Raw genomic sequence first — 26,860 nt, forward strand, 5'->3', positions numbered from 1 at the left:
AATTAGGTTAATATTTGTGTTATTGCATGGATCGATAAACCTACTCTATGTCATTCCCGCGTAGGCTGAGATCCATAAACAATAACTTCAATATCAATATAGAAGTTACATATTTGGTAAAATAGACATATAAAAACAAGTATTTTATATATGTCTCACTGGATTCCCGCATACGCGGGAATGAAATAAAACTATACAATAAAACATATTTATCAACATTTACGGCAGTGAAAAATAAAGTCCAACGGATTGATTGCTTTGTTGTCTAGTAGAATTTCAAAATGCAAATGTTCACCCGTTGCATTACCGGTTCTTCCTTGTATACCGATCAATTGACCCCGCTTAATTTTATTGCCTTCCTTAACTAACATTTCCTTTAAATGAGCATATTTCGTAACAAATTTGCGTCCATGTTTAATCTCAACAAAATTCCCGTAATCAGGGGCTCTAGCGGCTTTTATAACAATTCCGCTTGCTGCTGCATATATCGGTGCTGCTTTTTTAGCTTGTAAATCAATACCGCTATGGAAACATTTCTTTTTTCTTTTCTTTTTATGAGGACTTTTCCTAGTTCCGTAATGGCTAGTAATTTTCGGCTCATATTCTGGCATCATAAGCGGTATCGTGCTAATAATCTTATCAAGCTTGATTAGTTCTGAAATATTATTCCTATGAGTCGGTTTTTTTGTAAAATAACTAGCTTCCGGTTTAGAGAGAAACTTATATTTTGAATTTAATTTTGTTACAACTGCCTTTATATCAGATATTTTTATTTCAGCTGCTTTATTAAATTCTGTCGGGTTTTTATTATAAAATTTTTGTAAAAAAATCTTATTCTGCTTAGGGTTATTAATTATCATACCTAAGTTTTTTGCGTATATACATTTGTTATTTTTGTTTGTTAAATCATACTGTACTACTAAATCCGAATGACTGATTTTATATTTTTGCTTTAATTGAGATGAAGTAGTAGAAAGTAATATAGTATCACTAGATTCTTTAATACTGCTGCAACCTTGAACAAGAAAAACTATAAATAGTAAAAAGATATATTTTTGAAAAGACATTAAAAGTAAATATACGTAAATTTTAAGTTTAAAATATTGCTTAAATAACACGTTAATTTTTCTAATTCTCCTATAATATTTAGAGGATTAATTAACATTAAGCCACACTTGACCATATTTTTATCACTATTTAAAAGCTCATATTCAATAATTATAGCTTCGTTAAATCCAATATTTTTGTAATTGTGGTAAAAATCACGGACCAAAGGTACATCCTTTATAGGATACCAAATTAAGACGGGATTATTAAGAACTCGTAGCTTAATTTTTTTAAGTGCTTCAAGTAATTTTTGGAACTCATTTTTTACTTCAAAAGGCGGATCAAGAAAAATTAACCCTCTATTCTCTTTAAATGGTAGAAAAGCTTTAATCGCATTATAAGCATCTATATTATGCGTATCTTTTGGTAATAATTTTTTTAAACTTAAATAATCGCTTGGATGCAGTTCGCAGGCAATTAAACGATCATTTGCTCTTAATAATTGTTTAATTATAAAAGGTGAGCCAGGATAATGATTTTGTCCTGCTAAATTTACTATATTTAAGAAAGTTTGTAAGAGTTCAAGGATAGGATTAGTAGCTTGCAGTAATTTATTAATTCCCGTATTGCTTTCTAGAGTTTTAGAAGCCGCTTCCGAGTTTAAATCATAAAGACCAAGACCTGCAAAAGCATCTAAAACCGAAAAAGGTTTATCTTTTTTCTTAAGCTGTTCTAAAATGCTAATTAGCACTAAATGTTTGACTATATCGGCAAAATTGCCTGCATGATAAATATGACGATAGTTCATTTTAAATTAATCATAAATTTCACTTCTATGACCAGCTCGCTCGCATCACTCTATGTCATTCCCGCTTGCGCGTGAATGACATAGAGCATATACTTTATAAACCATATTTCTTTTTTAAGAATTCCGTTGTGGCTGCTGCAGTATAAAATATTTTATTTGGATTATTGCTTCTTGCTAAAGCAATTTCTGCATCTTATCTATCTTCTTTCAATGCACGTAAATAATGTTTGATTGCTGCTTATATCAGCTTAGATTTAGGCATTTCCTCTAATTTAGCTATAATGGTTAATTCATTATTTAAATCATCAGGGATACCAATACTATGCCTCATAAATGCCTCTTTATATTCATTACATATTATATCATAGTAGAATTTACTGTGCAATCTTTCGTAAAAGCAATGTAAATAATACTATATCCTTTAAGTAAGTTAGTAGCACATTTTCTCAAAGCGATTCTTCTATTAGAATTGATCCTATAGCCTACTAAGATTATTGAATCTAAATTATAATTCTATTTGTCTTTTGACACTCTTTTCTCCGTCCATTTGAACTGTTGCAAAACATGCAACAGTTGCTTTTCCTAAGCGTTTTTTATAAGCGTAAGCCATTCTTCTTCATCAATAATTTTAATATTAAGCTCTTTAGCTTTTTGAAGCTTACTGCCTGCATCAAGGCCTGCTACCACTAAATCCGTGTTCGATGATACGCTAGCCGCAACTTTAGCTCCAAGCTTCTCAGCTGTGGCTTTAACTTCTGCTCTAGATATCGTCGGTAAGCTACCGGTAAATACCACTATCTTACCTGTTAAACTGCTTTGTGCCCTAGTCTCTTTATAATCTTCAATATTTAATATTTCACCAAGTTTTTTGATAAGCTGGATATTTTCTTTAACGTCCAAAAAGGCAATAATATCTATTAAAATCTTATCACCGATGCCTTCTAAATTGTTTAGTTTTTGATAGATATCCGAATCGTTTTTGCTAAGCAATTCCATTTGAGCTATAAAATTATTATAGCTGCCAAATTCTCTAGCAAGTAATTTAGCATTTTGTTCACCAATATGCCTTATGCCTAGTGCATATATAAATCTTGGCAAGCTAACATTTTTTGATTTTTCTATATTTTTCAAAAGCTTTTCTACTGATTTTTGACCCCATCCATCCATATTTTCAAGTTTGATTAAACTAGCTTCATTGTTTTTTTTTAAAAAGAAAATATCGAGAGGATTACTAATCAACCCCTTAGCTATTAAAAACTCAACTTGCTTACGCCCAAGCCCTGCAATATCCATCGCATTTTTTGATACAAAATGGCGTATACGCTCATAATGCTGAGCTGGACAATTAAGACCGTTATCACAGCGTATAATAATATCTTCAGGAACGTAATACAACTTAGAATTACATGAAGGACAAAATAAAGGAGCTTCAAATGCTATTGTATCATTAGGACGCTTCTCTATATCAGCTCCCGTGATTTTAGGAATAACGTCACCGGCACGCTGCAAGAATACGTAATCCTTAATCTGCACATCTTTTCGTACGATTTCTTGGAAATTATGCAGCGTTGCTCTGCTAACGGTTACCCCGCCTATTTCTATAGGCTCAAGCTCTGCTACCGGCGTTAACGTACCGGTTCTACCGACCTGCACAGTAATAGAGAGCAGTTTTGTTTGTCCTATTATTGCGGGAAATTTATGAGCGGTAGCAAAACGTGGAGATCGAGCAATAAAACCCATTCTATTTTGTAGTTCAAAATCATTTAGCTTATATACTACCCCATCAATTTCATAAGGTAAATTTTCTCGATTTGTTTTTAAATATTCGTAAAAGGCAAAAATTTCTTCTTCGGACTTTGTAAGCTTAGATATTTCATTCACGCTAAAACCAAATTTTTTTAATTTTGTAAGTAATTGATCTTGAGAAGAAGCCAGATTCTGCTCAGTTACTCCACCTGAATAGACAAAATATTTGAGCGGTCGTTTAGCCGTAATAGAAGCGTCAAGCTGACGAAGCGAACCGGCGGCGGCATTACGGGGGTTAGCAAATTGATCTCTGCCTTGCTCTTCTTGTTCTTCATTTAGGTTTAAAAAATCTTGTTTTTCAATATAAATTTCCCCTCGTACTTCTAAACATTCCGGAGCATTATCTATTTTATGAGGAAAATTTTTGATTGTTTTAATATTTGCCGTTATATCTTCACCGACATATCCATCACCTCTGGTCGCTCCTGTTATAAGCAGCCCGTTTTTATATATAGCAGAAAAAGATAAGCCATCTATTTTAGGTTCACAAAAGATAGGAGCAAACTCATCAAGACGTAAGAAATTTTTTATACGGTCTACAAAATCTCTTACATCTTGCTCATCAAAAGCATTACTAAGAGATAGCATAGGCACTTGATGCGTAACTTTAACAAATTTATTTGCTATTTTAGCCCCTACTTCCTTGCTAGGACTATTTTCTAAAACTAAATGAGGAAATTGCTGCTCTAATTTTAGATTGATATTAACTAGCTGATCATACTCGGCATCTGACACTAAAGGATTATCCTCTATATAATAAGCATGGTTATACGCTGCTATTTTACAGCTGAGTTCTTCTAGTAATTTTTTTGCTTCTGCTTCAGATATAAAATCAATATTTTGCATTAGTAGTTAATATTTTTAATTTACATTGCTCAATAACTATAAATTTTGTCATTGCGAGGAGGCGTTGTTGCGTGGACCGGTTTTTCGTCATTGCGAGAAGAATAGTAATTAGACAAAGCAATCCAGGAAAAATAATAAAAAAATTCTGTAAATCAGAATTTTTACTAGATTGCTTCGTCAATTACTCCATAATTTCCTCGAAATTACGGCTTGAGTATTGGTTTCTAAAATTTTTATTTTCTTCAAAATCGTTAATTGCTCGCTTTAGTCTTTCAGCATTCTTAAGACTTTTGAACAAATATAAAGTTTCTTCTATAGAATGATGATCTTCAAGCGATATAATAGCCATCGATTTTTGTTTTTGTCTATCTACAATCACTGAAGTATGATCTACATAAACCTTGTCCATAACATAACATATCTAAGTACGTTTTATAATGAGTCAACTAAGGGCTTATTAAGAATAAAAATCAAAATCTTTACCTAGTTTAATATATTCTCTAATACGGCTTATGAGGTTTTGAAAATATGTTAAATTATGCCAGGTCATTAGCATAGAACCAAGTATCTCACCGATTCTAACTAAATGATGCAGATAAGCTTTCGTGTAATTAGTGCAAGCAGGACATGGACAATCATGTTCTAGCGGCTCATTATCACCTGAGTATTTGCTATTGCAGATATTTACCGTACCGTATTTTGTAAAAGCCTGACCGTTACGTCCTGAGCGTGTCGGAATTACGCAGTCAAACATATCTATACCTCGGTTAACCGCACCGATAATATCAGCAGGCTTACCGACTCCCATTAAATAACGCGGCTTATTTTGCGGCAGAAAATCCGGAGCATAATCAAGCACTTTAAACATCAGCTCCTGCCCCTCACCTACTGCAAGCCCGCCTATAGCATAGCCATCAAAATCGAGTTCTACTAAACCTTTAGCTGATTGCTCACGTAATTCTTCGTAAACACTACCTTGAATAATACCGAATTGTGCGTAGCCTTCCCGCTTAACAAAGGCATTACGTGATCTATGCGCCCATCTAGTCGTAAGCTGCATAGAAGTTTTAGCTTCTTCAAATGTAACAGGGTACGGCGTACATTCGTCAAAAGCCATAGTGATCGTGCTACCAAGCAGATATTGTATTGCGGTAGAACGCTCAGGCGTTAACATATATTTATCACCGTTAATATGAGAGCTGAAACTTACTCCTTCTTCGGTTATCTTCCGTAACTTCGATAGCGACATTACCTGAAAACCGCCGGAATCGGTTAATATCGGCTTATCCCAATTCATGAATTTATGCAGACCGCCAAGGCGTGCTATACGCTCGGCACTTGGCTGAAGCATTAAGTGGTAAGTATTACCCAGTAATATATCAGCTCCGGTTTCTGCTACCGATTCAGGCAACATTGCCTTAACAGTTCCTCTAGTCCCGACCGGCATAAAGGCCGGAGTACGAATTTCACCGTGTGCAGTTGCGATAATACCGCTTCTAGCTTTTTTATGCTGATGATGAATATTAAATGAGAATTTTGACACGTATAATCACTTGTTTTTAAAAGCAATATCTTAGCATACTATAGGAATGTTAACAAAATAATTTTAAAGCTAATTAAAGCGATTTTGCTAACGGCTCTATAATTGATCCTGAAATATAAAAATTAAGATTAAAGGTCGCAATACTTAAGAAAATCGTCAAGTATTGATCCCCAAAGTTTTAACTCAGTATAAGATTTTATATATATTGCCGTTTTAATTAATCCAAGTAAATATCAAGTCCCAATTACTGAAAATAGGACTATAATATTTGGAGTATTGAATAATTTATCTTCAATAAAAGCAGTAATGGTTCCTTTAGGCTCGTGTACGATTTGATTAATCAGCTCTCGTAAAATAGCATAATCAAACAAGCTTTTTTCTAGGGTTTTTAATATAGTAAAACTGTTTTGCCAACAATATAAATTAGGGAGTCCTCTACGACGCTTACGATCTTCAGAATTTGAAAGTGGTGTTAGAAAGATTATTATTTTTTTATAATGGTCTATGTATTTAATCAATAAGTATTTAAAATGAAGTATAGTTTTAGATACTGTAAGGAGGTAACGATGGTGGTCAGGTTATTAATTTAATTATAATTAATAACCCGTGCCCCGATGTGTTACTCCTTACTTCATTTTGTTCCGAATAATCAATAGAGCAATGGTTTATTTACGATCAACCATTAATATCAAGTAAATAACCACCCAAAACCTTAATAAAGTTGAGGATGGTATCATTCAATGGTAAATACCAACCACGTTTACAAAAGGCTTTAAAAACCCCCGAAATAGCCTTTTGCCATTTCAGTTAAAATTTATACATACGAATCTTGCTGAATTATCTACTCGTCAAGTAGCGGAAGCTAATAATGCAAGAGGAATGGAAGAAAATCAGGTTGCAAGTAAAATGTATAGCTAAAAACGCCTTAGAAAATAAAACCGGCAAAAAAGTAATCTCAACAGAGAATTATTGAGCGCCTAAACGTATAAAGTAACTAGGGTATGTGAAGAAAAATTAATAAGATTTTTGCAGTAATAGTTATACCTATTTGAAAAAATCTTATAATTTGTAGCTAAAAAAACAAAAATAGATTGAGTTGATTTTCCTTTACACAACCTAAGATTAATTTGAAATACTTACCAATGAGCATAATTTTTGATGGTCTGTGAGGTCGCAAACTGCCGAAAGTCAGCCACACTAGGTTTTAAGCTTATAGTAACCCTTAAGCTCTGAACATACATAATACCTCCCCGACCGTGAAGTCGAGGATTACATTGGTTTTGTGAGAAATGTTCTCACTTTTGGCAGATGTTTCGACACCATGAAATAGCACTTTGCTACTCCAAGTGTCATTTTATATACAACTTTCAAGTCAATGATTGTTTGTTATTATACCAACAACGTTCTATACTACTATGCCTAAAGAGCTGATGAGACATCAGCTAATAATGACATTTCATGATCTGGTAACTCTGGAATATAAGTATATACTCCGCTTGAGGTTTCATCAATTTCAAGTATCGTCTCGAATATTTTCTCAAGACAGTTTTTGTGTTCTTCGGATTGAATATCCATTTTCCTCGATTCTTTTATTAAATTCGTAAAAGATTTAATAGCAATAAAATTATCCTTTCCATTAAGAAGATCACATATTTTATGTAATGTGTTACCTAAGGAATTTATATTAACACATATGTTAGAGACAGAATTTAATTTTGTAATTGCTTTATCTAGACCTTGTATTTTTGATTTTAATAGAAACATATCATAATCTTGACCATGTAAATTTATCGTATCTTGCTGAGTGTTGCTTAGTATTGCAAGTATATCTGTTAAATTTCCAATGTCTATCATTTCATCTAATATAGCTTGAAATTCAATTAGTGTGCTAAGATTTATATTATCCTTTTGTAACTTTATGTTTTCACCCTCTAACCTTATGTTTTCACCCTCTAACTCTAAATTTTTATCTTTTATATCCCCCAACGTATACCAATCCCATCCATATTTAGCTGCAAAACCTAGACTTATTATTCCAAATACCGTAGCGGTGATATAAGCACCGGTATATCCACCGCCATTTGTTTCATCGTTAGGTTTTTCTGTAGTGGCAGTGATTGCCTCAGTGAAAGGTTTACTCAGTAAATCTAAAATATTGTTACCTAGTGCTGTAGTGGATCTAGCGTCCAACGTTACGTTGAAATAATCTAGAATAACCTTAAGATTATCAGTAGTGAATGTGATTGGTATATTTAATAAATTAAAAATGTCTACCCCTGCTTCTTGAGCATTGTTCAAAGTTATTTCCTCATTATTAAAAATATCTCTCAAATGATTAACAAGCATTTTTGCATTATGCTCTTGCAAAATAGCTTCGCATGCATTGGTAGTGCATTCACTTAATTCTACTAAGGTAGCGTTTTGCAGTAAGTGCTTACCTTCTTCTAAAATAAGGCTAGTATTGTTTCCATAAGTGACAATAGATTTTATAGGAATTTTAATGCCTGTACACTCGCTAATTACTGCTGATAAATCGTTAGGTACATCTGTTAAATGATTAGAGATTCCTACCCAATTACATTCCATATGCTCAACGAAATAACCGTTAGTGAAACTTCCTTTAACAGTATTATATACTGATGAAAATATAGTATCGCCTAACTTATAAATAATATGTTTTGTATTGCCAGGTAAGCTACTCACCATTTCATTTGCAAATATAGGCATGAAACAGTTTAAGTTTATACTGAATATAGGCGCCATCATGTTACTCCTTTAACTTAATTAATAAAACCACAAAGCGTGCTTTCTAGAGTATGTTAATGTATTTGTCAAGATAAAGTGAAAATAAATTAATATATTAGACAGGAGTTTGAGATGGGTTATTATTATGAAAGCCTCTACGCCGTCATACCGTAGCTTGACCATTGAATCCAGAAATATAACTCATAATGTACATAATTTGACATTTTTAACTAGATCCCGTGGTCAAGCTACGGTATGTGACACCAAGTGCGTTTTTTGATCCATGCAATAATACCAATGCCAAGCTGGCATCACATATACATTATTTCCCTATGCAGAAATTTTGAAAGATCTCGCCTAGTATTTCTTCTACGTTAATAACGCCCGTAATAGCACCAATGCAGCGTGCCGTAATTCTAATATCTTCAGTTGCTAGAACTAAATCATTATCTAAGCTAAAATCCGTTAAATGTGAAAGAGCTTGTTTTAAATAATGACGATGACGTTGATTTGTTATGTAAGGCGTTTCGGTAAAGCCCGCCATATTTTCGGCAATATTTTCAATATTTTTTAATATACTTGAAAGAGCAATATTATTTTTTACCGAAACTCTTAAGCATTTATATTTATCTTCAATTGAAAATACTTTGCTTGGTTCTATAAGGTCTATTTTATTAATTATTACGATAGTATTTTCATCAATTAAACCTGTAATATCTTCATTTATAGAGGAATCTAATTTTTTGGCATCAAACATAATAATTTTAATATCCGCTGTTTTAGCCGAATTAATAGCTCTTTTTATACCTTCTTGCTCGATAATGTCACTACTTTCTTCTCTTATACCTGCTGTATCTTGTAAAATAATAGGATAACCGCCAATGTCTAAATGACCCTCTATTATATCCCTAGTAGTGCCTGCAATATTTGAGACCATCGCTATGTCTCTTTGCATTAAGAAGTTTAATAAGCTAGACTTACCTGTATTAGGTGGACCAACAATTGCAAGTTTAAGACCGCTATTTAGTAATTCTCCTCGTCTATTATCGTTAAGATAATTAGATATTTCATTTACAAGGTTTTTATGAGTATTATTAACGTCGTTAAGGACGCTATCCGGTATATCTTCATCAGGGAAATCTATATAAGCTTCAAGCAGAGAGATAATTTTTAAAAGCTGACTACGCCAGCTATTATATAATTCTTCAAGTCTTCCACTTGCTTGTCTAATTGCTTGCCTATGCTGCATAATGGTTTCGGCGTTAATTAGATCAGCTATTCCCTCTGCGGCTGTTAAATCAAATTTATTATTTAAAAAAGCTCTTTTGGTAAATTCCCCTGCTTCTGCCAAACGAATATCAGAGATATTTAACAAAGTATTTATCATCATAATAGATATAGCTTTACTGCCGTGAGTATGAATCTCGACTACGTCTTCTCCAGTAAAACTATTAGGTAGCTTAAAATAAACAACCATAGCATTATCAATTAGCTCCTTGGTTTCAGGGGCAATAATTTGTTGGTAATACATTAATCTCGGCTTAAAGGCTTTTTTACCAGTAAGCAGCTGCAAAACTTCCAGACTTTTAGGACCTGAAATCCTAAAAACCGCTACCCCTGCTTTACCGAATGCAGAGCTTTGTGCAAATATAGTTTCCACTTATTTTCTATGCCTCTTGCTTAAGTTATTTTATATAATATAATAACTTTATTATTATTCTAGAGAAAATCATGGCATACAAAACAACTCCTTTAAACTTTAGCCGTTTAAATTGTCAAATTCCGCATTATAAAACTAAAATTCTAGCACTTAGCAAGGAACGTGAGTCAAGTTCCATATATATAGATTTTGTTCAAAAGTTTTTAAATTATATTCCGATAGATTATGATTTTGAAAATAGAGAAAAATTATTTCAAAATTTTGCAGATGAAGCCTTTAAGTTTTTTAAGCAAAGGGTAGAAAGATCAAGAAAGATAGCAATAACAAAGACGGTTATAGAAAATGATCCGGCAATAAATGTCCTGATATTACTTGATAATAAACCGCATATTGTTGATTTTATTATATGTCTGCTTAAAAACATGAATTTACAAACTAAGTTTTTACTCCATCCGGTAATAAACTGCATCCGCAATAGTAAAGGAGAATTAGAAAAAATATTAGAAAATTCTGTGTCAAATGAAAAATCAGAATCGATACTACATTTAACCATTTTAGGAAATTTTGACGATAAAACTACTACATTTTTAACTGAGGCTATAAATGCAAGATTAGAAGAGTTAGAACAAAGCTATAGCCATTTACCGCAATTACTCACAAAATTACAAGGTTTATCTAAAAATATAATTAATAATGATAAATTCAATTTTGAAGAAGCTAAAGAATTCTTAAATTGGTTACAAAAGAATAATTTTGTTTTATTAGGGACTCTTGATTTTGAGGTCAAATCTTTAAAATTAACTAATGAAATAGGAGCAGCAAAAATATGGCAAGAAGTAAAAGACGAGATTTATGATATTATAAAATGTTCTACTAATCCTTTATATCAAAATCAATTAATAATACTCGGTAAAATAAATAGTGCATCGCTTATCCATGCAGATAATTTAATCGACTATATCTTAGTGAAACAATTTAACTCTTCAGGTGAGTATATTGCGGGAAGTATAATTTTCGGCATATATAATTCAAATATATATTACCATTCAATAAGTGATATTCCAATCCTACGACAAAAATTTAATTTTGTAATTGAGAAAGCAGGTTTTGCATTGTCCAGTTATAATGCAGATAAGTTAAGAATTTTAATGGAGTCGTTACCGAGAGAAGCGTTAATACAAATTGATCAAGGCGATTTATATTGTATGTGTTTACATATGCTCTCAAGTATGATGAGTAAGAAGCTTAAATTATTTATTCAATATGATTGGTCGAGTTCTTTTCTTAATATCATAATTTTTCTGCCACGAGAACGTTTAACGGCTGAAATACATAATATGATAGATTGTTATTTAGCAGAAAAATTCGGGAGTAAAATTTTATCCAACTATATAACCGAAGTAGCCGGTAATTTTTCTTATCTTTTTGTAACGCTTGAAGCACAAGGGGAACATAAAATAAATTTTGAAGCAGAAATAATACAGCAAGATTTAGATCGTATCTCTACACGCTGGAGTGAAGATTTGTATTTTAAGCTTTCTAAAAAATTTGGCGAATATCAAGCAGGTATTAATTTAAAGCTTTTTTGTAATGTTTTTCCGGCAGATTATAGACAAAAATTTTCTCCGGAAATAGCTTTAGTAGATATTGAATATTTAACGGAAGCAAGCAAGTCACAAGCATGTATGTTTAATCTAGTTTCTGTAAATGAAACGGAATTTTCCTTAAAAATATATAGTCCAAAAGTAAAACTTGCACTTTCTAACATATTGCCGCCAATCGAAAATTTAGGTTTTAAAGCAATTGATGAACAAACTTTTGCAATTAAGGAGGCTCTCGAAATTAAAGAAAGCTGGATATATAATTTTATCTTAACTTCTATTGTACCTGTAACAGAGAATATTACCAAATTAAAAATAAATGTTGAAGAGGCCTTAGATAAAATGGCACTTGGGATGCTTGCTAATGATGCTTTAAGTAAATTAATAGTGCTTGCAGGTTTTAATTGGAAGCAAGTTAAACTCGTTAAAGCTTTAACAAGCTATTTGCATCAAACGGGTTTTAGTTACGGTAAAGGTTATGTACAGTTAACGTTACTTAAACATCCAGAATATACAAAAATGTTGGTAAATCTATTTGATATAAAATTTAATCCTAAACAGCCCAATAACAATTATGATGCAATTAAAGATAAACTAAATAATTACTTAGTAACCGTTGAGATGAGTAGTGAAGACAAAGTACTACGTAATATGCTTGGTATAGTTAATGCTATTACTAGGACAAATTACTATCAACCACATAAACATATTTTTTCATTTAAGTTTGATTCCTCAAAAGTACCAGATTTACCTAAACCTGTTCCATTTGCCGAAGCATTTGTTTATTCTAGAAATTTTGAAGCTGTTCATTTAAGAGGCGGTCCCGTATCACGCGGAGGACTTAGATGGTCGGATAGAGCAGAAGATTATAGGCTTGAGGTCCTTGGGCTTATGAAAGCACAAATGACGAAGAACTCTGTTATTGTCCCTGTCGGCTCTAAAGGCGGCTTTTATGTTCATTTTACTGAGGAAGGGCTTACTCGTGATGAATATATGGAAAAAGTGGTAGAATGCTATCAGAATTTCCTGAGAGGTTTATTAGACATAACCGATAATATCATTGACGGTAAAGTAGTACATCCGAAAGACGTTATTATTTATGATAAAGAAGATCCTTATTTAGTGGTTGCTGCCGATAAAGGTACAGCTTCATTTTCAGATTACGCTAATAGTGTGGCAAGAGAATATAATTACTGGCTTGATGATGCTTTTGCTTCCGGTGGCTCTGCAGGTTACGATCATAAAAAAATGGCTATTACTTCCAAAGGAGCTTGGATTTCCGTAACTAATCACTTTAAAACTTTAGGATTAGATGTTCAACAAGACCATATTACCGTAGTAGGTATAGGAGATATGTCGGGCGACGTGTTCGGTAACGGTATGCTAAGATCAAAGGCGATTAAGTTAGTGGCTGCCTTTAATCATAAACATATATTTATTGATCCTACCCCTGATCCTGTATCAAGTTTTAATGAGCGTTTGCGTTTATTTAATTTAAAGGGTTCTAATTGGTCCGATTATGATTCTAAGATTATTTCTAAAGGAGGCCAAGTATTTGAACGCAGCAGTAAATTAATAAAACTATCACCAGAAATTAAAAAATTACTTGATATAAATGATAATGAATTATCACCAGAAGAATTAATTAAAGCTATTTTAAAAGCAGATGTTGATTTATTGTGGAATGGTGGAATAGGCACTTATATCAAAGCTAAAACGGAAAATAATTTAGAAATCGGTGATAAAACAAATGATAGCCTTAGATGTAACGGTGAAGAAATTAGAGCAAAGGTTATAGCAGAAGGCGGTAATGTCGGTGTATCACAGAGAGGTAGAGTTGAATATGCTAAAAAAGGCGGACGCATAAATACCGACTTTATTGATAATTCAGCAGGGGTTGATTGTTCCGATCACGAGGTAAATATCAAGATTGCTTTAAGTAGTGCGGTAACCTCAGGAAAAATTACTTTAGAAGAACGTAATAAACTCCTACATGATATGACAAAGCAAGTTGAAGAATTAGTATTGCTTGATAATCATAAGCAAACTGAAGCAATAACAATTATGCAGTTATCTCCTACTTTAACCGTTAATATACTTAGTCAATTTATAGATATTTTAGAAGAAGCAAAAGTATTAGAGCGGGAAAATGAATTCTTGCCTAGTGTAGAAGAATTAAATAGGAGAGCTATTAGCGGTGAAGTATTAACTCGTCCTGAGCTTTGCGTATTGCTATCATATAGTAAGAGATCTGCTTATCATGAGTTAATTAATTCTACTTTTTCCCATGATAAATATTTTGATGCATATCTTATAGATTATTTTCCTGAAATGATGCAAAAAAAGTTTCGTAATGAAATTTTATCTCATCCTCTTAAACATGAGATTATTAAAACCGTTACTATAAATAAAATAATTAATCAGCTTGGAGGACCTCTTATTAGTATTGTAAAGCGTGAGATTGGTGCTCCTCTTTGTGATATAATAAGGTCATATACCATTATTTGTGAAATTTTTGATCTTGATGATATATGGGATACTATAAGTAAGCTACCTACTAATATTGATTACAATGTAAAAATTGATATGTTTACCGAAATAACAAAATTAATGCGTCGTGGTATTTCGTGGTTTATTAAAAATTTAAAACATCCTATTAATATTAGTGAAACTATCGAAGAGTTTAGAGTTCCTGCACAAAACTTAAGAAACACGGTAGATACTTTATTAGTCGGAGAAACTAAAATAAGATTTAACGAAAAATTAAATTATTATACAACTGGCGGGGTAGAGGAATCATTTGCTGCTACTATTGCTACATTTGACAATTTAATTTCAGTATTTGATATTATATATGTAACAAAACAGACTTCAGGAAATAATCAAGAGATAGCAAAAGCTTATTTTGCTGTAAGCGATATGTTTAGTCTTGATTGGTTACGTAAAGCTTGTGATAAGCAATTGAACGATTCATTTTGGCGTCGCTTAGGTATTCAATCCCTAAAAGATGATTTATATGACAAACAACGTAGATTATTAATAAAAATAATTAATAAATCTAAAACAATTATTGCTTTAGATTTATGGATTGATAATAATAACTTAGTTAAAAATTTTCTTGATTTTATTAAAGAAATTAAATCTCAAGAAACTATAGACTTAAATATAATTATTTTAGCAAATAAGAAATTTGAAATATTCTTACAAAAACTTAAGTAAATTATGTCGTCAATGCTTAAGCAAATTAGGTTAGATTCTGGTAAAACTTTAAATCAGCTATCTAGTTGATTTAAAAATTAGAAAAAAATATTTAGTAGCTTTAGAAGAGTGTAATTTTGATGTTTTACCGGGAGAAGTATACGTAAAAGGTTACTTAAAATTATACTTAGGTTATCTTAACGTAAAAGATTGAAATGCAGAGCAGATAGAAGCTACTAAACAGAATGAAACCGAAAAATTATTAAGTAATAAAAGAACTACGGCATTAATAAATTATAAACGTAAAAAACAATTAGTACTTATATCTATAATAATGTTATCAATTATTATTGTAAGTCCTACATTCATAATTAATACAACTAATTAATGCTTGGGCAAAAATGGATAGTGAAATATTAAAGAGATTAATGGAAGAAGTTGAGCATAAACTTGATGAGTTGTTGCAGGCACAAATGAATAATCAAAATGAAGTTAACAAATTACAAAATGAAAATAAAGAATTAAAAGATAATTATATAAAAATGCTAGATCAAATTAACATTTATATTAATGAACTTGAGGAAATAAAAAAACAGCAAAAATAATTATGTCAATTGTTACGGTAACATTAAATAACAAGAGCTTTCAATTATATTGTAATAATGGGGATGAAGAGGAATTACTATCTTTAGCGAATAAATTGAATGATAAAATAGCGGAAATTAAACTTGGTAGTCCTACAGCCTCTTTTGAGCTATTATTAGTTATGGCATCACTTACTGCTCAAGCTGAAATAGCGAGTCTAACAGAAAAACTTAATAAAAACGGCCTTCAAAAAAATCATCCAGACGAAGAAAAATTCGCAGAAACCTTAACTACTATAGCAGGTTACCTAGAAAACCTTGCACGTAAAATGGGAAAGTGATATATTAGCTCTCGGCTGCTTGGTTCGTGAGCTTAATATTAACCTAGGACTATCACTAACTTTTAGGACATTGTCCCTGTCTAATACTAATTCAGTTTAGATATATAAAGTCCACCTTTACATAAAGGTCTTTGAAGGATTTTAAGTAACGGCCAAAGCGGTGATGCATACCTATGTCATTCCTAGCTAAAAGCGTGAATCCAGCATAAAGCGAGATAAATCACGCTTTTAATTTTTAACAACTTGCGGGATTTATGTTTCTTTACTGGATTCCTGCCTACGCGGGAATGACATCGAGTAGGTTTTTCAACACATGCAACAAAGCTGGATGACACCAAAAAACGACAAATCACCTTTAAAATGAAACAAATAAAACCAAGCAATAAAGTTCTCGGTGCTTTTTTAGGCACTATCATTGAATATTACGACTATAGTTTATATGGTTTTTCAGCGTCAATTATCGCAGATAAATTCTTTTCACCCGGTACTGATCCGTTAACAAAGCTTGTAAATGTTTTTGCCGTTTATGCAGCAGCATATTTATCAAAACCTATAGGGGCCTATATTTTTGGACGTATAGGGGATATATACGGTCGAAAAAAAGCCTTAAGTTTTACGATTATCGGTATTGTAATACCTACCTTAATAATAGGTTTATTGCCTGATTATTCTTCGATAGGAGTTTGGAGTACGATAATGTTAGTTTTATGTCGCTTTATGCAAGGTATTTTTATTGGAGGGGAATATGACGGTGCGGCAATTTATGTTATTGAACATTTAGAAGCAAAATACCGATTTACTGCCTCTGCAATAACTAGATGTACAGGAGTAATCGGTTTATTATGCGGGATTGGTGCAACTAATTTCTTCAATTCTCATATTTTTCCGGAGTGGTGTTGGCGTATTCCATTTTTACTAAGTTTACCGCTTGCATTAATAACTCTTTATTATCGCCGAAAATTTGATGAAACACCGGAGTTTAAAAAAGCACATCATAGCCAAGATTCTATCCAAACACTTAGCTCTATAATTAAAAAGCAATGGAAAAATATTGCACGGTTGATATTTTTGGCTGGAGGTTTTGGAGCAACATATCAAATTGCGATCATCTTTATGAAGCAATATTTACCAATCGTATTACCTTCAGTCGGTATTATTATGAGTTCTTTTTCAGTATTAATAGTAATATGTTTTGCTGTTTGCATGCCGATTGCCGGCTTTATTGCTGACCGCTTAGGAGTTAATTCAGTATTAAAAATCGCATTGATATGTACTATTACAGCAAGTGTATTTTTTGTGATAGCAGTAAAATATCAAATGACTAATTTAGGGCTTACAGCTAGTTTAATGTTAGCTGCATCGGTTACTCCTTTTAATGCTCTTGCTCATAGTATAGTTATTAAGTCTTTTGTAGTTAAGGAACGTTACCGTGTTATAAGTTTAGGACATAATATCGGTTCAATGTTAATGTCTGGTACTGCTAATTATATTTGTGCAAAGGTAATAAAATCATTGGATTTTAACCTATTCCCGATTTTATATCTTTGTATGTTTGCCGTACTTGCTTATTCTATGACGATGTTGTTTAGTAATGATACCATATTAAATCAAGATCTAAAAAACGACAAATAAACATAAGTAATAAATTGTAATTATCGTAAAAAATGACATATTATAATAAATGTTAATTTAGAGTTATAATATGGAAAGAATAGTGACCAACATGGATCAGCATGGCAGAGTTCTTATACCGGCTTCCATTAGAGAAAGATTTAATACATCAGGGTGAAAAAATCACCATAGAAATTGAAAATAGTGAAATTAAAATCGTTAGCGTTGATAATATAATTGATGAGATGCATAAAATTTTCACCAAAAATCAAATTGATAAAAATATTTCTATAGTAGATGATTTTATTGCTGAAAGACGTCAGGAATATTTAATGGAAGAAAAAAAAGTAACAAATGTCCAAAATAATATTTGATGCCCCTACACTAATTGCATTATTTGATAAAGAAAATGGTTACCAATTGATTAAGAAATATATGCGCAATGGAGTTATTTCAATCGTAAATATTGCTGCAGTTTATAAATATTGTATAGAAAAACAAGGATGAACGGAAGAAAGTGCAAAAATACTTACTAAATTATTAGATATCAAAATTATAGACTTTTATCCTGAGCAAGCACTAATTAGTGCAAATATAATTAATACAACTAAAATTTATGGTTTATCAATTGGAAATAGGACATGTATAGCTCTTGCTATCTTTAAAAATTACCCTATTCTTACTTGCGATAAAATTTGGCAAAACTTAGATTTAGGTATTAAGTTTATTATGGCACAATAATTATTTTATATCCTTTAATCAAATAGGAAAACTTCATCTATTGCAGGAATAATAAACTTATTTTTACCAATATTGTGTTTTTGCATATAGCTTGCAGTAGTTCTAAAGGAGCCGAATTAGAGCTTCATCAGCTAATTGAAATACGTTAAAATGACTAGCTATAGAATATTTAGAGCCTAAGTTCAAATGAGTAAATACTGCTTATTCATGATTCATATGTACCTATTTCATAAACCATCTTGGTTCATAAGCACCTATCGAAATAAGGCTTATTAAAAATATTATGTTTTTTCCGATCTCTTTAAAAAGAGTATCGATATAACCCGAATCACCTATAAAACCAATATCTCCTATTTTAGTTTTAATGATAAAAGTTCCACATAATGCTTGATTTTTATCAAATATTCCTCTTACAGACCAGTGCTGTGCCGGTTCTAGATCAATATTTTGTGCTTTATATGATGCTCCCCATCCCAAGGTAATAATTTCTGCATCGCTAATATGTTTTTTGATTATTACATCATTAATGAGCGGTGTAATAATCCTTAGGCTTAGCCATTATCCATAAATCTTTAATTATTCTGATATCTAAGTGCTCATAATGATTATGCCTTACTACTATAATATCTATTTTGGGTAAATCGGTAAAATTAATACCAAGCTTTACTACTATTTTTGGTCCTGCAAAAGTACAAGAACTAACCCGCTCATACCATACCGGATCGGTTAAGATCTTTAAACCGTCTATTTGAATTAAAAAAGTTACATGCCCTATATAGAATATCCTTATAGTCTCATTATCAGTTATTTTTTGTGGGTGTAATATAAATGGAAGTAAATTGGCAGTGTTGTAGGGCATTGTGGTCGTTTTGAAGTTATTTTCCATTTTAGAATATCAAATAAGGTTTTAGGTTTGATATTAGGATCAATATTGAAAAAATATTTTTATTTAGATATACCTTCCTTTCGGTTTATTAGAGTTTTTAACTTGTTTAGCAAAAGATTTTGTTTCTTTAGTTGTCGGTTTATGCATAAATCCTCTAGTTTTTTCTCCTATCAGCATGGCTTCTTGCAGTATGTCTTTTGATAGTTTCGTTATGGCTGCGGATATTTCCGGAGTTTGTTTCATTTCTACCGTTATCTTTTTTTCTTTATTGATATCTCTTCCTATTACTTCATCTAGCGAAACATTTTTATAATCGGCAAGAGCAACAATTGCTCCCATATCAAGCATTTTTGTACGACCATCTAGGAAATTTTTCCACGCTGTTTCATGGGTACCTGTTCTTTCACTTAACTTATACGGGGTTATATTCTCTGTTTCTAATATATTCAGTACAAATTTTTTAAAATTATTTCTAATTTCTTCTGGACCATCTTTATTTGTTTCTGATATATCGTTAATCTGATTCAATTTTTCTTTTGACATTATATCTTCGCTCATTATTTTTTCCTGTAAACTTTATTCCTAAAAATTGAGAATTAAAATAATTTTTTAATGATAAGCATTTATGATTTTTAAGAGGATATCTATGAAGTTATTTTAATTTATAATTAAAGAGATTTAATAGCAAAAAAGAATTTAATGAGCTTTAAAATAACTTCATAGATAGCCTGTCAGGCTTATTTATTAATATATAACTAATAAATAGTAAAGAGAAGATAATTATAATGAAAATAATAAATTTAAGCTATTTCATTAAGTATTTAGGTCTGATATATGAAATTTAAATCTATTTAAACTTTTGTTGTCACAAATTATAAAATTTTATGAAATAGAAACCATGCATTTTCAAAATCTTATAATTTTAACATCAAATAACTTAAGATATAAATTAAATTTTAGATGCAGAATCTAAGATATTTTAAAAAGATTATATAAATTAAAAATTGTTTTTTCTACATCTTGATCATTTATTAATAAGGTAATTTTAACTTCTGATAATTGTATCATGTTAACATTTATATTATCTTTCGTTAACTTTGATAATATAGTTTCAAGTACTTTACAATCATTTTTAATCCCATAACCAATAAGAGAGATTGTAGCAATTTCTGCATCAAAAGTAAAATCTTGTATCTGCTTATCATTTTTTAAATTAGTAAGTAAAGCTTGTAAATTATTTTTATCGGTTAAACTTGCAATAAAACTATATTCTTCATTATTATTTACCTCTTGCATAAATTCAATATGATTATTATTTTGTGTAATAATATTTGCAACTTGCAAAAAACTTAAAGAAATACTCTTTACAGATATTTTTAATAAATTTTTATTAGAAGTAATGCTGTTAATAATGCCATTCTCCATATTTTTATCCTTTGAAGTAATTAACGTACCTTCTTTATTCGGTGAAAATGTTGAAAGAACACACATATCTATTTTATACCGCATGACCAGCTCTACAGCTCTAGGGTGTAATACTTTTGCTCCACTTGATGCTAGTTCTAACATTTCTAAAAAATCTATTTCTTTTATTCTCTTTGCATTTGGAATAATTCTTGGATCAGCAGTAAATATTCCCTCTACATCGGTATAAATATCACATCTATCGGCTTTCATAGCTGCAGCGATTAAAGCGGCAGTAGTATCGGATCCTCCTCTGCCCAAAGTGGTTAACCTATTGGATTTGTTAATTCCTTGAAAACCGGCTATTATAGGGACGATATTTAACTGTAAACATTTTTTTAGTAAATCTGTAGTAACTGATTCTACTACAGATTTACTATGATTATTATTGGTGAGAATCGGTAATTGCCAAGCTAGGAATGATCGTGCCTTTATATCTTTTTCTTGAAGAGCTAGTGCTAGTAATGATGCTGTGACTATTTCACCGCTAGAAAGTGCCACATCATATTCTGCAAATTGAGAAATACTGTTAAGGCTTGATACTTCATTACATAATGTGACAAGTTGATTAGTAACACCCGCCATAGCCGAAACTACTACAATTACTTGGTTATTTTTAGCTATTGCGGCTTTAATGATAGAGACGATTTGTTTTATTCTATCAATATTTGCAACGGAAGTACCACCAAACTTTTGAATTATTAAGGCCATAACTAAAGGGAGACTATTTATGAGTATTATTAGTGGATTAACAAAACACTCTTACTCTATGTCATTCCTGCGTAGACATAAATGACATAGAGCATTAAGTTGACACCTATGTACCTACACAACAATGCCATAAAAGCATTTTTTGTTCCATGTAATACTAGCAGATCAAACTATAACACTCTCAAAGTCCATCTGTAAATAAACTTTAATTAATAATTAAAGTTTATTTACAGATGGCATCTTAGGCATTTGTAATTTCTTTAACATTAACAATTTTATGATTTCGCTTAGTTAAAAATTCTACTCTACCTTCTATCAAAGCAAATATTGTATGATCTTTACCAAGTCCTACATTCGTTCCAGGATGAATTGTTGTGCCGCGTTGTCTGACTATAATATTACCGGGTATTACATATTGTCCATCAGATTTTTTAACTCCCAGCCTTCGACCTGCCGAGTCTCTTCCGTTCCTAGAACTACCACCGGCTTTTTTGGTTGCCATTTTATAATTCCTTTTAACTTATTATTATTGTTTGGTAATATCTAATATTTTTAATTCCGTCAGTTCTTGACGATGACCGGCTTTACGACGATAGTTTTTTCTACGCTTTTTCTTAAAGACTATAATTTTATTATCTTTAAGTTGGTTAGTAATTTCAGCCGTAACCACAGCTCCTTTAACTATTGGAGTACCAATAAAGGAAGGCTTTGAGTATTCGCCAATCATTAAAATTTGATCAAACTGAATTTTAGACCCAAGTTCTCCATCAATTTTTTCGACTTTAATAATACTATTTCTGTCTACTTTATATTGTTTTCCACCTGCTTTTATAACTGCGAACATGAAAACTATCTCTTTAAAAATTAATAAACATTTTTCGTATCATATTATTATATTAGCAATTAGTCAATGATAATATTATGTTATACTCGATGACCTTGAAAAATTAGCCACGTCATCTTACAAGAACTAGTGTGCTCACGTATTAAGTACCTGCTGCCGTTCCTCGTCTTGTAGATTCCTTACTCTTGTTGAAGTTGAGCTTCGTATACTGCCCTTTCACTTACCAACATTATCTATTAATACGAATATAATTGCGTATTGAGTTACCGCAGCAAATATTGCGGCTAACAAATCATCAAGCATAACGCCGATACTGCCCTTAATATTTTTGTCAAACCAATTAATAGGCCATGGCTTTACTATATCAAAAAACCGGAATAGACAAAAAGGTAATATGAAAAGTAATATAATATTTATTGTTAGCGGACTAAAATATTTAATTAAATGCGATTCGTTAGCAAATAAAGCAGAAAAAAATACTAAAATGATAGTAAGCATTTGCCCTACTACTTCATCAATTACCACTTCTTTTGGGTCGTTTGAATTTGTATAATTTAAATATATTTTAGTAAAATAAGTACCGAGTATTAAGAGTATCAAACATAGGCTAAAGCTTATAATAAATATACTAACAAGTTGAGCTTCACCGAGAGTAAGATTTGAGAAAAGAATAATTATTTTATTATTAACAATAAAATATATTAAGAAGTAAGTTAGAGGGAAAGCGGCAATCGATCCAAAAGTACCTGGACAGTATTTCATTTTTCCTATATAAAGAAAAGTAGCAAAAAATTCTGAAAATTGTTTTTTAGTAAACATTGCTTTAATTATTTTATTCTAGATTAGAGCTATAATACATTTATATAATAAAATTTTAACTGATACAGCAAAAATATCATGGGAATGAGCTTTAGCCATTTATTAATAGTGTTGTTAATTATTTTTGTATTATTTGGTGCCGGTAAATTACCTCAAGTTATGTCCGATTTAGCTAAAGGTCTTAAAGCCTTTAAAAACGGCATGCAAGACGACGGTAGTGATAATGATAAAAATAAATAATTGATCTTTAGTGTCACCCCGTGGCTTGACGACGTGGTCCAATTAAAAATACTAAAATTGTTAGTATGTTAAGTTGGTTTTGGATCCAGTGGTCAAGCCACGGGATGACAGATGAAAATGCCCTAATCCCTTGAAACAGTAGAATATACACCATTCTCTTTCCTAATAATGTCATACCGTCTCTGTGCTAATCCATTGATGAAATGAATATTACCGGATAAACCTATATAAGGTTGTCTACTGTTCATTCTATTTAAAAACCTTTCAGATGCAAATTCATTGCCTATATAGTGTGCAGTCATACGTCCTAAATCATAAGAAAGAAGATGCATGAAACCCATATGGTTAATACCTAAGTCTTTTGCCCTATCCGGAACGTTGCTATTGAGTAAATTTAAAGAACCGGTAAAGCTAATATCGATATTTTCAGGGTAATCGATATCAATACGATTATCACCGATTAAAATGGATTTTTTATCTAAATTATATTTACGAATGCTATCGGCAAGTAGGTTTAAATTTTTTGGATCATCTGATAGATAAATAACCGATTTTGTTGTGTCACTACGTTCATTTATAATATCGGTATTGTCTGAAATATTTCTTGCTGCTTTTGCTATAGATTCAGGATTATCCTCATAGAATTCGGTGCGTGATAATGATGCATTTTTCTGAATTAATATATTTTGCATTACTTGACTAATAGTTTGCGAATGCTTCCCTTTAGGCAATAATGCCATAAAATCTTTATGGTCGTTACTTGCGTAATAATTGATAATACGTATCAGTTGTTTTAAAGGAGCATGACCGAATACAAATAATTTTTCTTCTGCAAGAGCCGGGTTATTTGACATAGTTATAATAATAATATCATTAGCTTTTGCTTTTTTGGCTATTAGAGAGGTAAAGTTAGAATATAGAGGCCCTAAAATAATCTTAGTTTTACGTGCTACTATTTTATCCATAGCGTCTAAAACGTTTTGTTCGTCTGAACCGTCGTAAGAAGTAACATGTATATAAGCTTTGACTCCGTCGTTAAGTCCCATTTTAATTAAATCTGTATATTGTTTCCCAACAACACTATCAGGACCCTGATTTGGCATTAAAATTGCAATCTCAATTTCTTTTTGTTCGTTTTTAGACAAACTTATAGGTTCTTCTTTCAGAGTTTGACAGGATGTTAAATATATCAAGAAAAAAAATGATAGAACGATTCGTAGTTTATGTTTTATACTAGCCATAATATTACTTAAAATTAAAAAACTATGATTTTAAAATCGGGATTATATATTGTTTCAACGCCAATAGGCAATTTTGAAGATATAACGCTTCGTGCTATATCGACTCTAAAAAACTCAGATATTATCTTATGTGAGGATACTAGAATATCCCAAAAATTGCTAGCAAAACATGATATTCATACTAAATTACAAATTTATAATGATCATAGTGACGAGAAAGATAGAGAAAATATTATAAGTTTAATAAAATCTGGCAATATAATAAGCTTAATTTCTGATGCAGGAACTCCTTTAATTTCCGATCCTGGCTATAAGTTAGTTAAAGGGTTGCGTAGTCTTAATTGTCATGTAGACGTAGTACCAGGGGTATCTGCACTGATTACTGCTCTAACTTTATCGACTCTGCCTACTGATCGATTTTTATTTCACGGGTTTTTACCTAAAACTACAGAAAGTAAGCAAAAGATTTTTTATGAATTAGTAAATCTTAAGGCTACATTGATTTTTTTTGAAACTGCTCCTCGTTTGATAAACACCTTATCGGTAGCTAAAAAAATACTAGGAAACCGAGAAATATGTGTAGCTCGTGAGTTAACTAAACTGTATCAGGAAATAAAAACAGGGGATATAGATGAAATAATAGAGTTCTATCAAAACAATATTTTAAAAGGTGAGATAGTATTGTTGATTTCAGGAATTTTACAAGAACAAAACCAACAAATCAATTTAGAAAAATTGATAGAACTTTGCTTAAGTAAAAACTTAAGTAGCAAAACCACTACCGAACTTGCTTATGATAAATTCAAAGCCGTTTATAGTAAGAAAGAAATATATAGATTGGTGAACAACCAAAAAACTTAATATACTTCTTCTGAAACTCTACTTCTAGAGGTAATTTGTACGTCGATCCGGTACTCCTCGAATCCTAACGTATGTCTATATACGATGCAGTGCTGCGTTCTGTGTTTCCTTCAAATTCCTCCCTATAAACGAATTTCCAAAGAAGCCTAGTATAAATTTATAGTAGAATTTACCTTAGAATATGGTAAATTTAAAGAACAAAGATAAAATTTAGTAGTATAATATGTATAAAGTTAATACGAGAGGCGATTTGGCCTTTAACAAATCTTTAGAGTAGAAGAGTAATAGGGATTTGTTGATCTCGCTTATTAATGCGATAGTAAGCGAAGAAGATCATGTGGCAGAAGTAACGCTGCTTAATCCATATAACCCGAAGAATTTTTGGACAGATAAGCTGTCTATCCTTAATAGAAAAGACAAGAGTTAAAGTAGTAAAATATTTAATATTGAAATACAAGTGACAGATGGAGCGTATTACGCGGATACACGCACTTTATATTATTAGACAAAATACTTAATTTTATAAGTATTATGAATACTGATAATGATCATAATGCTTTTCAGTTCAGCAAAAAAATAGTGGTTTAATATATTTCAAAGATAGAGAACTACATACTATAGAGCTTAATAAATTTGCTAAGAACCCTAAAGAAGAGTTATCGGATGTCGTTAAGACAGTTAAAAACGCTTTAGATATATGGCTAGCATTTTTAACACGTAATGATTTATTAAATAACGATAATGTACCAAAAGAGCTAGATAATAATGAGCTAAAACAAGCATTAACAATACTTGAAGTAATAAATTTAAGTGATGCAGAAAGAGAAGAGTATGAGAATCGTAGAGAATGGCTTAGAATTGAAGCCGTGGCTTTTAAAAAGATGGAAGAGAAAGGAAGGGCTGAAAGAAATATAGAAATAGCAAAGAACTTGTTATTTAAAAATATAGATATAAATATAATAGCAGATTCTAAAGGGTTAACTACATAGGAAATAGAAAAACTAAAAGCAGAAATTGATAAGGTAGAAAAATAAAAGGTCGCCTGTGATATATCAGACGACCTATTACAAATTAGTTAGCTGAGCTGTGAGAACATCCACAACCTTTTGTACTCTTATTGCTTTTTGCTGAATCCTCAAGTTTTTTACCTTCCGCTTGCATATCTTGACCAGCTCCTTGCATTGTATTACATGCACTTGTTAAGAAAGCTACAGCTACAAATATAGAAGTTATAAATGCTGAACGCATAAATTTACCTTTATC

Annotated in this window: 27 protein-coding genes, 1 other RNA gene and 3 pseudogenes; 13 read left to right on the plus strand and 18 right to left on the minus strand. The window is 31.3% G+C overall.

The features are described 5' to 3' along the window. Nucleotides 1–212 precede the first annotated feature (212 nt). The 6 genes from A1C_RS04980 to A1C_RS05020 all read right to left on the minus strand — a co-directional run bounded on the left by A1C_RS04980 (nucleotide 213) and on the right by A1C_RS05020 (nucleotide 6,568). Entirely contained in the window at nucleotides 213–1,067 is an 855-nt protein-coding gene (locus tag A1C_RS04980) for a M23 family metallopeptidase (protein WP_041816859.1), read from the minus strand. Next, complete coding sequence (gene rlmJ, locus A1C_RS04985; protein ID WP_012149982.1) at nucleotides 1,067–1,855, minus strand: 23S rRNA (adenine(2030)-N(6))-methyltransferase RlmJ; 789 nt, start codon at nucleotides 1,853–1,855, stop codon at nucleotides 1,067–1,069. Before rlmJ ends, A1C_RS04980 begins: the two co-directional genes overlap by 1 nt. 582 nt (nucleotides 1,856–2,437) lie before the next feature. Beyond that, complete coding sequence (gene ligA, locus A1C_RS04995) at nucleotides 2,438–4,507, minus strand: NAD-dependent DNA ligase LigA (protein ID WP_012149984.1); 2,070 nt, start codon at nucleotides 4,505–4,507, stop codon at nucleotides 2,438–2,440. A 181-nt stretch (nucleotides 4,508–4,688) separates the two neighbouring features. Further along, on the minus strand, nucleotides 4,689–4,916 hold the full coding sequence (locus A1C_RS05005) for a type II toxin-antitoxin system Phd/YefM family antitoxin (protein WP_012149986.1): 228 nt from the start codon (nucleotides 4,914–4,916) through the stop codon (nucleotides 4,689–4,691). A 48-nt stretch (nucleotides 4,917–4,964) separates the two neighbouring features. Next, nucleotides 4,965–6,050: a tRNA guanosine(34) transglycosylase Tgt gene (tgt, locus tag A1C_RS05015; protein ID WP_012149987.1), complete on the minus strand. Its 1,086-nt coding sequence runs from the start codon at nucleotides 6,048–6,050 to the stop codon at nucleotides 4,965–4,967. A 233-nt stretch (nucleotides 6,051–6,283) separates the two neighbouring features. After that, complete coding sequence (locus A1C_RS05020) at nucleotides 6,284–6,568, minus strand: hypothetical protein (protein ID WP_012149988.1); 285 nt, start codon at nucleotides 6,566–6,568, stop codon at nucleotides 6,284–6,286. A gap of 277 nt (nucleotides 6,569–6,845) precedes the next feature. On the opposite strand from A1C_RS05020, the gene A1C_RS09125 reads away from it, so the two are divergent. Next, complete coding sequence (locus A1C_RS09125; RefSeq protein ID WP_012149989.1) at nucleotides 6,846–6,968, plus strand: hypothetical protein; 123 nt, start codon at nucleotides 6,846–6,848, stop codon at nucleotides 6,966–6,968. Nucleotides 6,969–7,469: 501 nt separating this feature from the next. On the opposite strand, the gene A1C_RS05025 is transcribed toward A1C_RS09125, so the two are convergent. After that, nucleotides 7,470–8,777 carry a DUF5460 family protein gene (locus A1C_RS05025; RefSeq protein ID WP_012149990.1) on the minus strand — a complete coding sequence of 436 codons (1,308 nt, stop codon included), beginning with the start codon at nucleotides 8,775–8,777 and terminating at the stop codon, nucleotides 7,470–7,472. A gap of 340 nt (nucleotides 8,778–9,117) precedes the next feature. After that, nucleotides 9,118–10,455, minus strand: coding sequence for a tRNA uridine-5-carboxymethylaminomethyl(34) synthesis GTPase MnmE (gene mnmE / locus A1C_RS05030; RefSeq protein WP_012149991.1), 1,338 nt, complete (start codon nucleotides 10,453–10,455; stop codon nucleotides 9,118–9,120). 71 nt (nucleotides 10,456–10,526) lie between these two features. Here mnmE and A1C_RS05035 point away from each other — a divergent pair, with 71 nt between their 5' ends. From A1C_RS05035 to A1C_RS05055, 7 genes and pseudogenes are all read left to right on the plus strand, one after another. Further along, nucleotides 10,527–15,275 carry an NAD-glutamate dehydrogenase gene (locus tag A1C_RS05035; RefSeq protein ID WP_012149992.1) on the plus strand — a complete coding sequence of 1,583 codons (4,749 nt, stop codon included), beginning with the start codon at nucleotides 10,527–10,529 and terminating at the stop codon, nucleotides 15,273–15,275. A 3-nt stretch (nucleotides 15,276–15,278) separates the two neighbouring features. Further along, nucleotides 15,279–15,642 (plus strand): annotated as a pseudogene (locus A1C_RS08875) (helix-turn-helix domain-containing protein). Nucleotides 15,643–15,655: 13 nt separating this feature from the next. After that, complete coding sequence (locus A1C_RS05040; RefSeq protein WP_012149993.1) at nucleotides 15,656–15,859, plus strand: RP576a family tick cell line-upregulated protein; 204 nt, start codon at nucleotides 15,656–15,658, stop codon at nucleotides 15,857–15,859. Nucleotides 15,860–15,861: 2 nt separating this feature from the next. Further along, on the plus strand, nucleotides 15,862–16,179 hold the full coding sequence (locus tag A1C_RS05045) for a cell division protein ZapA (RefSeq protein ID WP_012149994.1): 318 nt from the start codon (nucleotides 15,862–15,864) through the stop codon (nucleotides 16,177–16,179). A 9-nt stretch (nucleotides 16,180–16,188) separates the two neighbouring features. Further along, a non-coding RNA gene (ssrS, locus tag A1C_RS09685) (6S RNA) lies at nucleotides 16,189–16,347 on the plus strand. A gap of 192 nt (nucleotides 16,348–16,539) precedes the next feature. Next, entirely contained in the window at nucleotides 16,540–17,811 is a 1,272-nt protein-coding gene (locus A1C_RS05050) for an MFS transporter (protein ID WP_012149996.1), read from the plus strand. Nucleotides 17,812–17,912: 101 nt separating this feature from the next. Beyond that, the gene (locus A1C_RS05055; protein ID WP_012149997.1) at nucleotides 17,913–18,164 is read left to right on the plus strand and encodes a hypothetical protein; all 252 of its coding nucleotides are present in this window, start codon (nucleotides 17,913–17,915) and stop codon (nucleotides 18,162–18,164) included. A 589-nt stretch (nucleotides 18,165–18,753) separates the two neighbouring features. Here A1C_RS05055 and A1C_RS09600 read toward each other — a convergent pair. From A1C_RS09600 to A1C_RS05095, 7 genes are all read right to left on the minus strand, one after another. Further along, nucleotides 18,754–19,008, minus strand: coding sequence for an MBL fold metallo-hydrolase (locus A1C_RS09600; protein WP_012149999.1), 255 nt, complete (start codon nucleotides 19,006–19,008; stop codon nucleotides 18,754–18,756). Nucleotides 19,009–19,054: 46 nt separating this feature from the next. Further along, a complete protein-coding gene (locus tag A1C_RS09605) occupies nucleotides 19,055–19,390 on the minus strand; it encodes an MBL fold metallo-hydrolase (RefSeq protein WP_012150000.1) in 336 nt (111 codons plus the stop codon). A 90-nt stretch (nucleotides 19,391–19,480) separates the two neighbouring features. Continuing rightward, nucleotides 19,481–19,975: a helix-turn-helix domain-containing protein gene (locus tag A1C_RS05075; protein WP_012150001.1), complete on the minus strand. Its 495-nt coding sequence runs from the start codon at nucleotides 19,973–19,975 to the stop codon at nucleotides 19,481–19,483. 411 nt (nucleotides 19,976–20,386) lie between these two features. Then, complete coding sequence (locus A1C_RS05080; RefSeq protein WP_012150002.1) at nucleotides 20,387–21,592, minus strand: aspartate kinase; 1,206 nt, start codon at nucleotides 21,590–21,592, stop codon at nucleotides 20,387–20,389. Between the two features lie 241 nt (nucleotides 21,593–21,833). Then, a complete protein-coding gene (rpmA, locus tag A1C_RS05085) occupies nucleotides 21,834–22,094 on the minus strand; it encodes a 50S ribosomal protein L27 (RefSeq protein ID WP_012150003.1) in 261 nt (86 codons plus the stop codon). Between the two features lie 24 nt (nucleotides 22,095–22,118). Next, on the minus strand, nucleotides 22,119–22,436 hold the full coding sequence (gene rplU, locus A1C_RS05090; RefSeq protein WP_004997480.1) for a 50S ribosomal protein L21: 318 nt from the start codon (nucleotides 22,434–22,436) through the stop codon (nucleotides 22,119–22,121). 216 nt (nucleotides 22,437–22,652) lie between these two features. Beyond that, nucleotides 22,653–23,255, minus strand: a complete 603-nt coding sequence (locus A1C_RS05095; RefSeq protein ID WP_012150004.1) for a phosphatidylglycerophosphatase A family protein — start codon at nucleotides 23,253–23,255, stop codon at nucleotides 22,653–22,655. A gap of 78 nt (nucleotides 23,256–23,333) precedes the next feature. Here A1C_RS05095 and tatA point away from each other — a divergent pair, with 78 nt between their 5' ends. After that, nucleotides 23,334–23,495 (plus strand): twin-arginine translocase TatA, encoded by a 162-nt coding sequence (gene tatA, locus A1C_RS05100; RefSeq protein WP_012150005.1) that lies wholly within the window; start codon nucleotides 23,334–23,336, stop codon nucleotides 23,493–23,495. Between the two features lie 122 nt (nucleotides 23,496–23,617). Here the strand turns inward: tatA and A1C_RS05105 are convergent, their stop codons facing one another. Beyond that, nucleotides 23,618–24,736: a penicillin-binding protein activator gene (locus tag A1C_RS05105; protein ID WP_041816791.1), complete on the minus strand. Its 1,119-nt coding sequence runs from the start codon at nucleotides 24,734–24,736 to the stop codon at nucleotides 23,618–23,620. 24 nt (nucleotides 24,737–24,760) lie between these two features. On the opposite strand from A1C_RS05105, the gene rsmI reads away from it, so the two are divergent. Further along, the gene (gene rsmI, locus A1C_RS05110) at nucleotides 24,761–25,597 is read left to right on the plus strand and encodes a 16S rRNA (cytidine(1402)-2'-O)-methyltransferase (RefSeq protein WP_012150007.1); all 837 of its coding nucleotides are present in this window, start codon (nucleotides 24,761–24,763) and stop codon (nucleotides 25,595–25,597) included. A gap of 1 nt (nucleotide 25,598) precedes the next feature. Here the strand turns inward: rsmI and A1C_RS09610 are convergent. Further along, nucleotides 25,599–25,751, minus strand: a pseudogene (locus tag A1C_RS09610) (palindromic element RPE1 domain-containing protein); the annotation flags it as partial. A gap of 183 nt (nucleotides 25,752–25,934) precedes the next feature. Between A1C_RS09610 and A1C_RS07875 the strand changes: the two are divergent. The 3 genes and pseudogenes from A1C_RS07875 to A1C_RS09135 all read left to right on the plus strand — a co-directional run bounded on the left by A1C_RS07875 (nucleotide 25,935) and on the right by A1C_RS09135 (nucleotide 26,586). Next, nucleotides 25,935–26,024, plus strand: a complete 90-nt coding sequence (locus tag A1C_RS07875; protein ID WP_012150008.1) for a hypothetical protein — start codon at nucleotides 25,935–25,937, stop codon at nucleotides 26,022–26,024. A gap of 190 nt (nucleotides 26,025–26,214) precedes the next feature. After that, nucleotides 26,215–26,388, plus strand: a pseudogene (locus A1C_RS08880) (Rpn family recombination-promoting nuclease/putative transposase); the annotation flags it as partial. Between the two features lie 75 nt (nucleotides 26,389–26,463). Further along, complete coding sequence (locus tag A1C_RS09135; RefSeq protein ID WP_269479056.1) at nucleotides 26,464–26,586, plus strand: hypothetical protein; 123 nt, start codon at nucleotides 26,464–26,466, stop codon at nucleotides 26,584–26,586. Nucleotides 26,587–26,668: 82 nt separating this feature from the next. Here A1C_RS09135 and A1C_RS05115 read toward each other — a convergent pair whose 3' ends face one another. Next, nucleotides 26,669–26,845: an entericidin A/B family lipoprotein gene (locus A1C_RS05115; RefSeq protein ID WP_041816862.1), complete on the minus strand. Its 177-nt coding sequence runs from the start codon at nucleotides 26,843–26,845 to the stop codon at nucleotides 26,669–26,671. Nucleotides 26,846–26,860: the final 15 nt, after the last annotated feature.

Source organism: Rickettsia akari str. Hartford (assembly GCF_000018205.1).
In the GTDB taxonomy this organism is placed as follows: domain Bacteria; phylum Pseudomonadota; class Alphaproteobacteria; order Rickettsiales; family Rickettsiaceae; genus Rickettsia; species Rickettsia akari.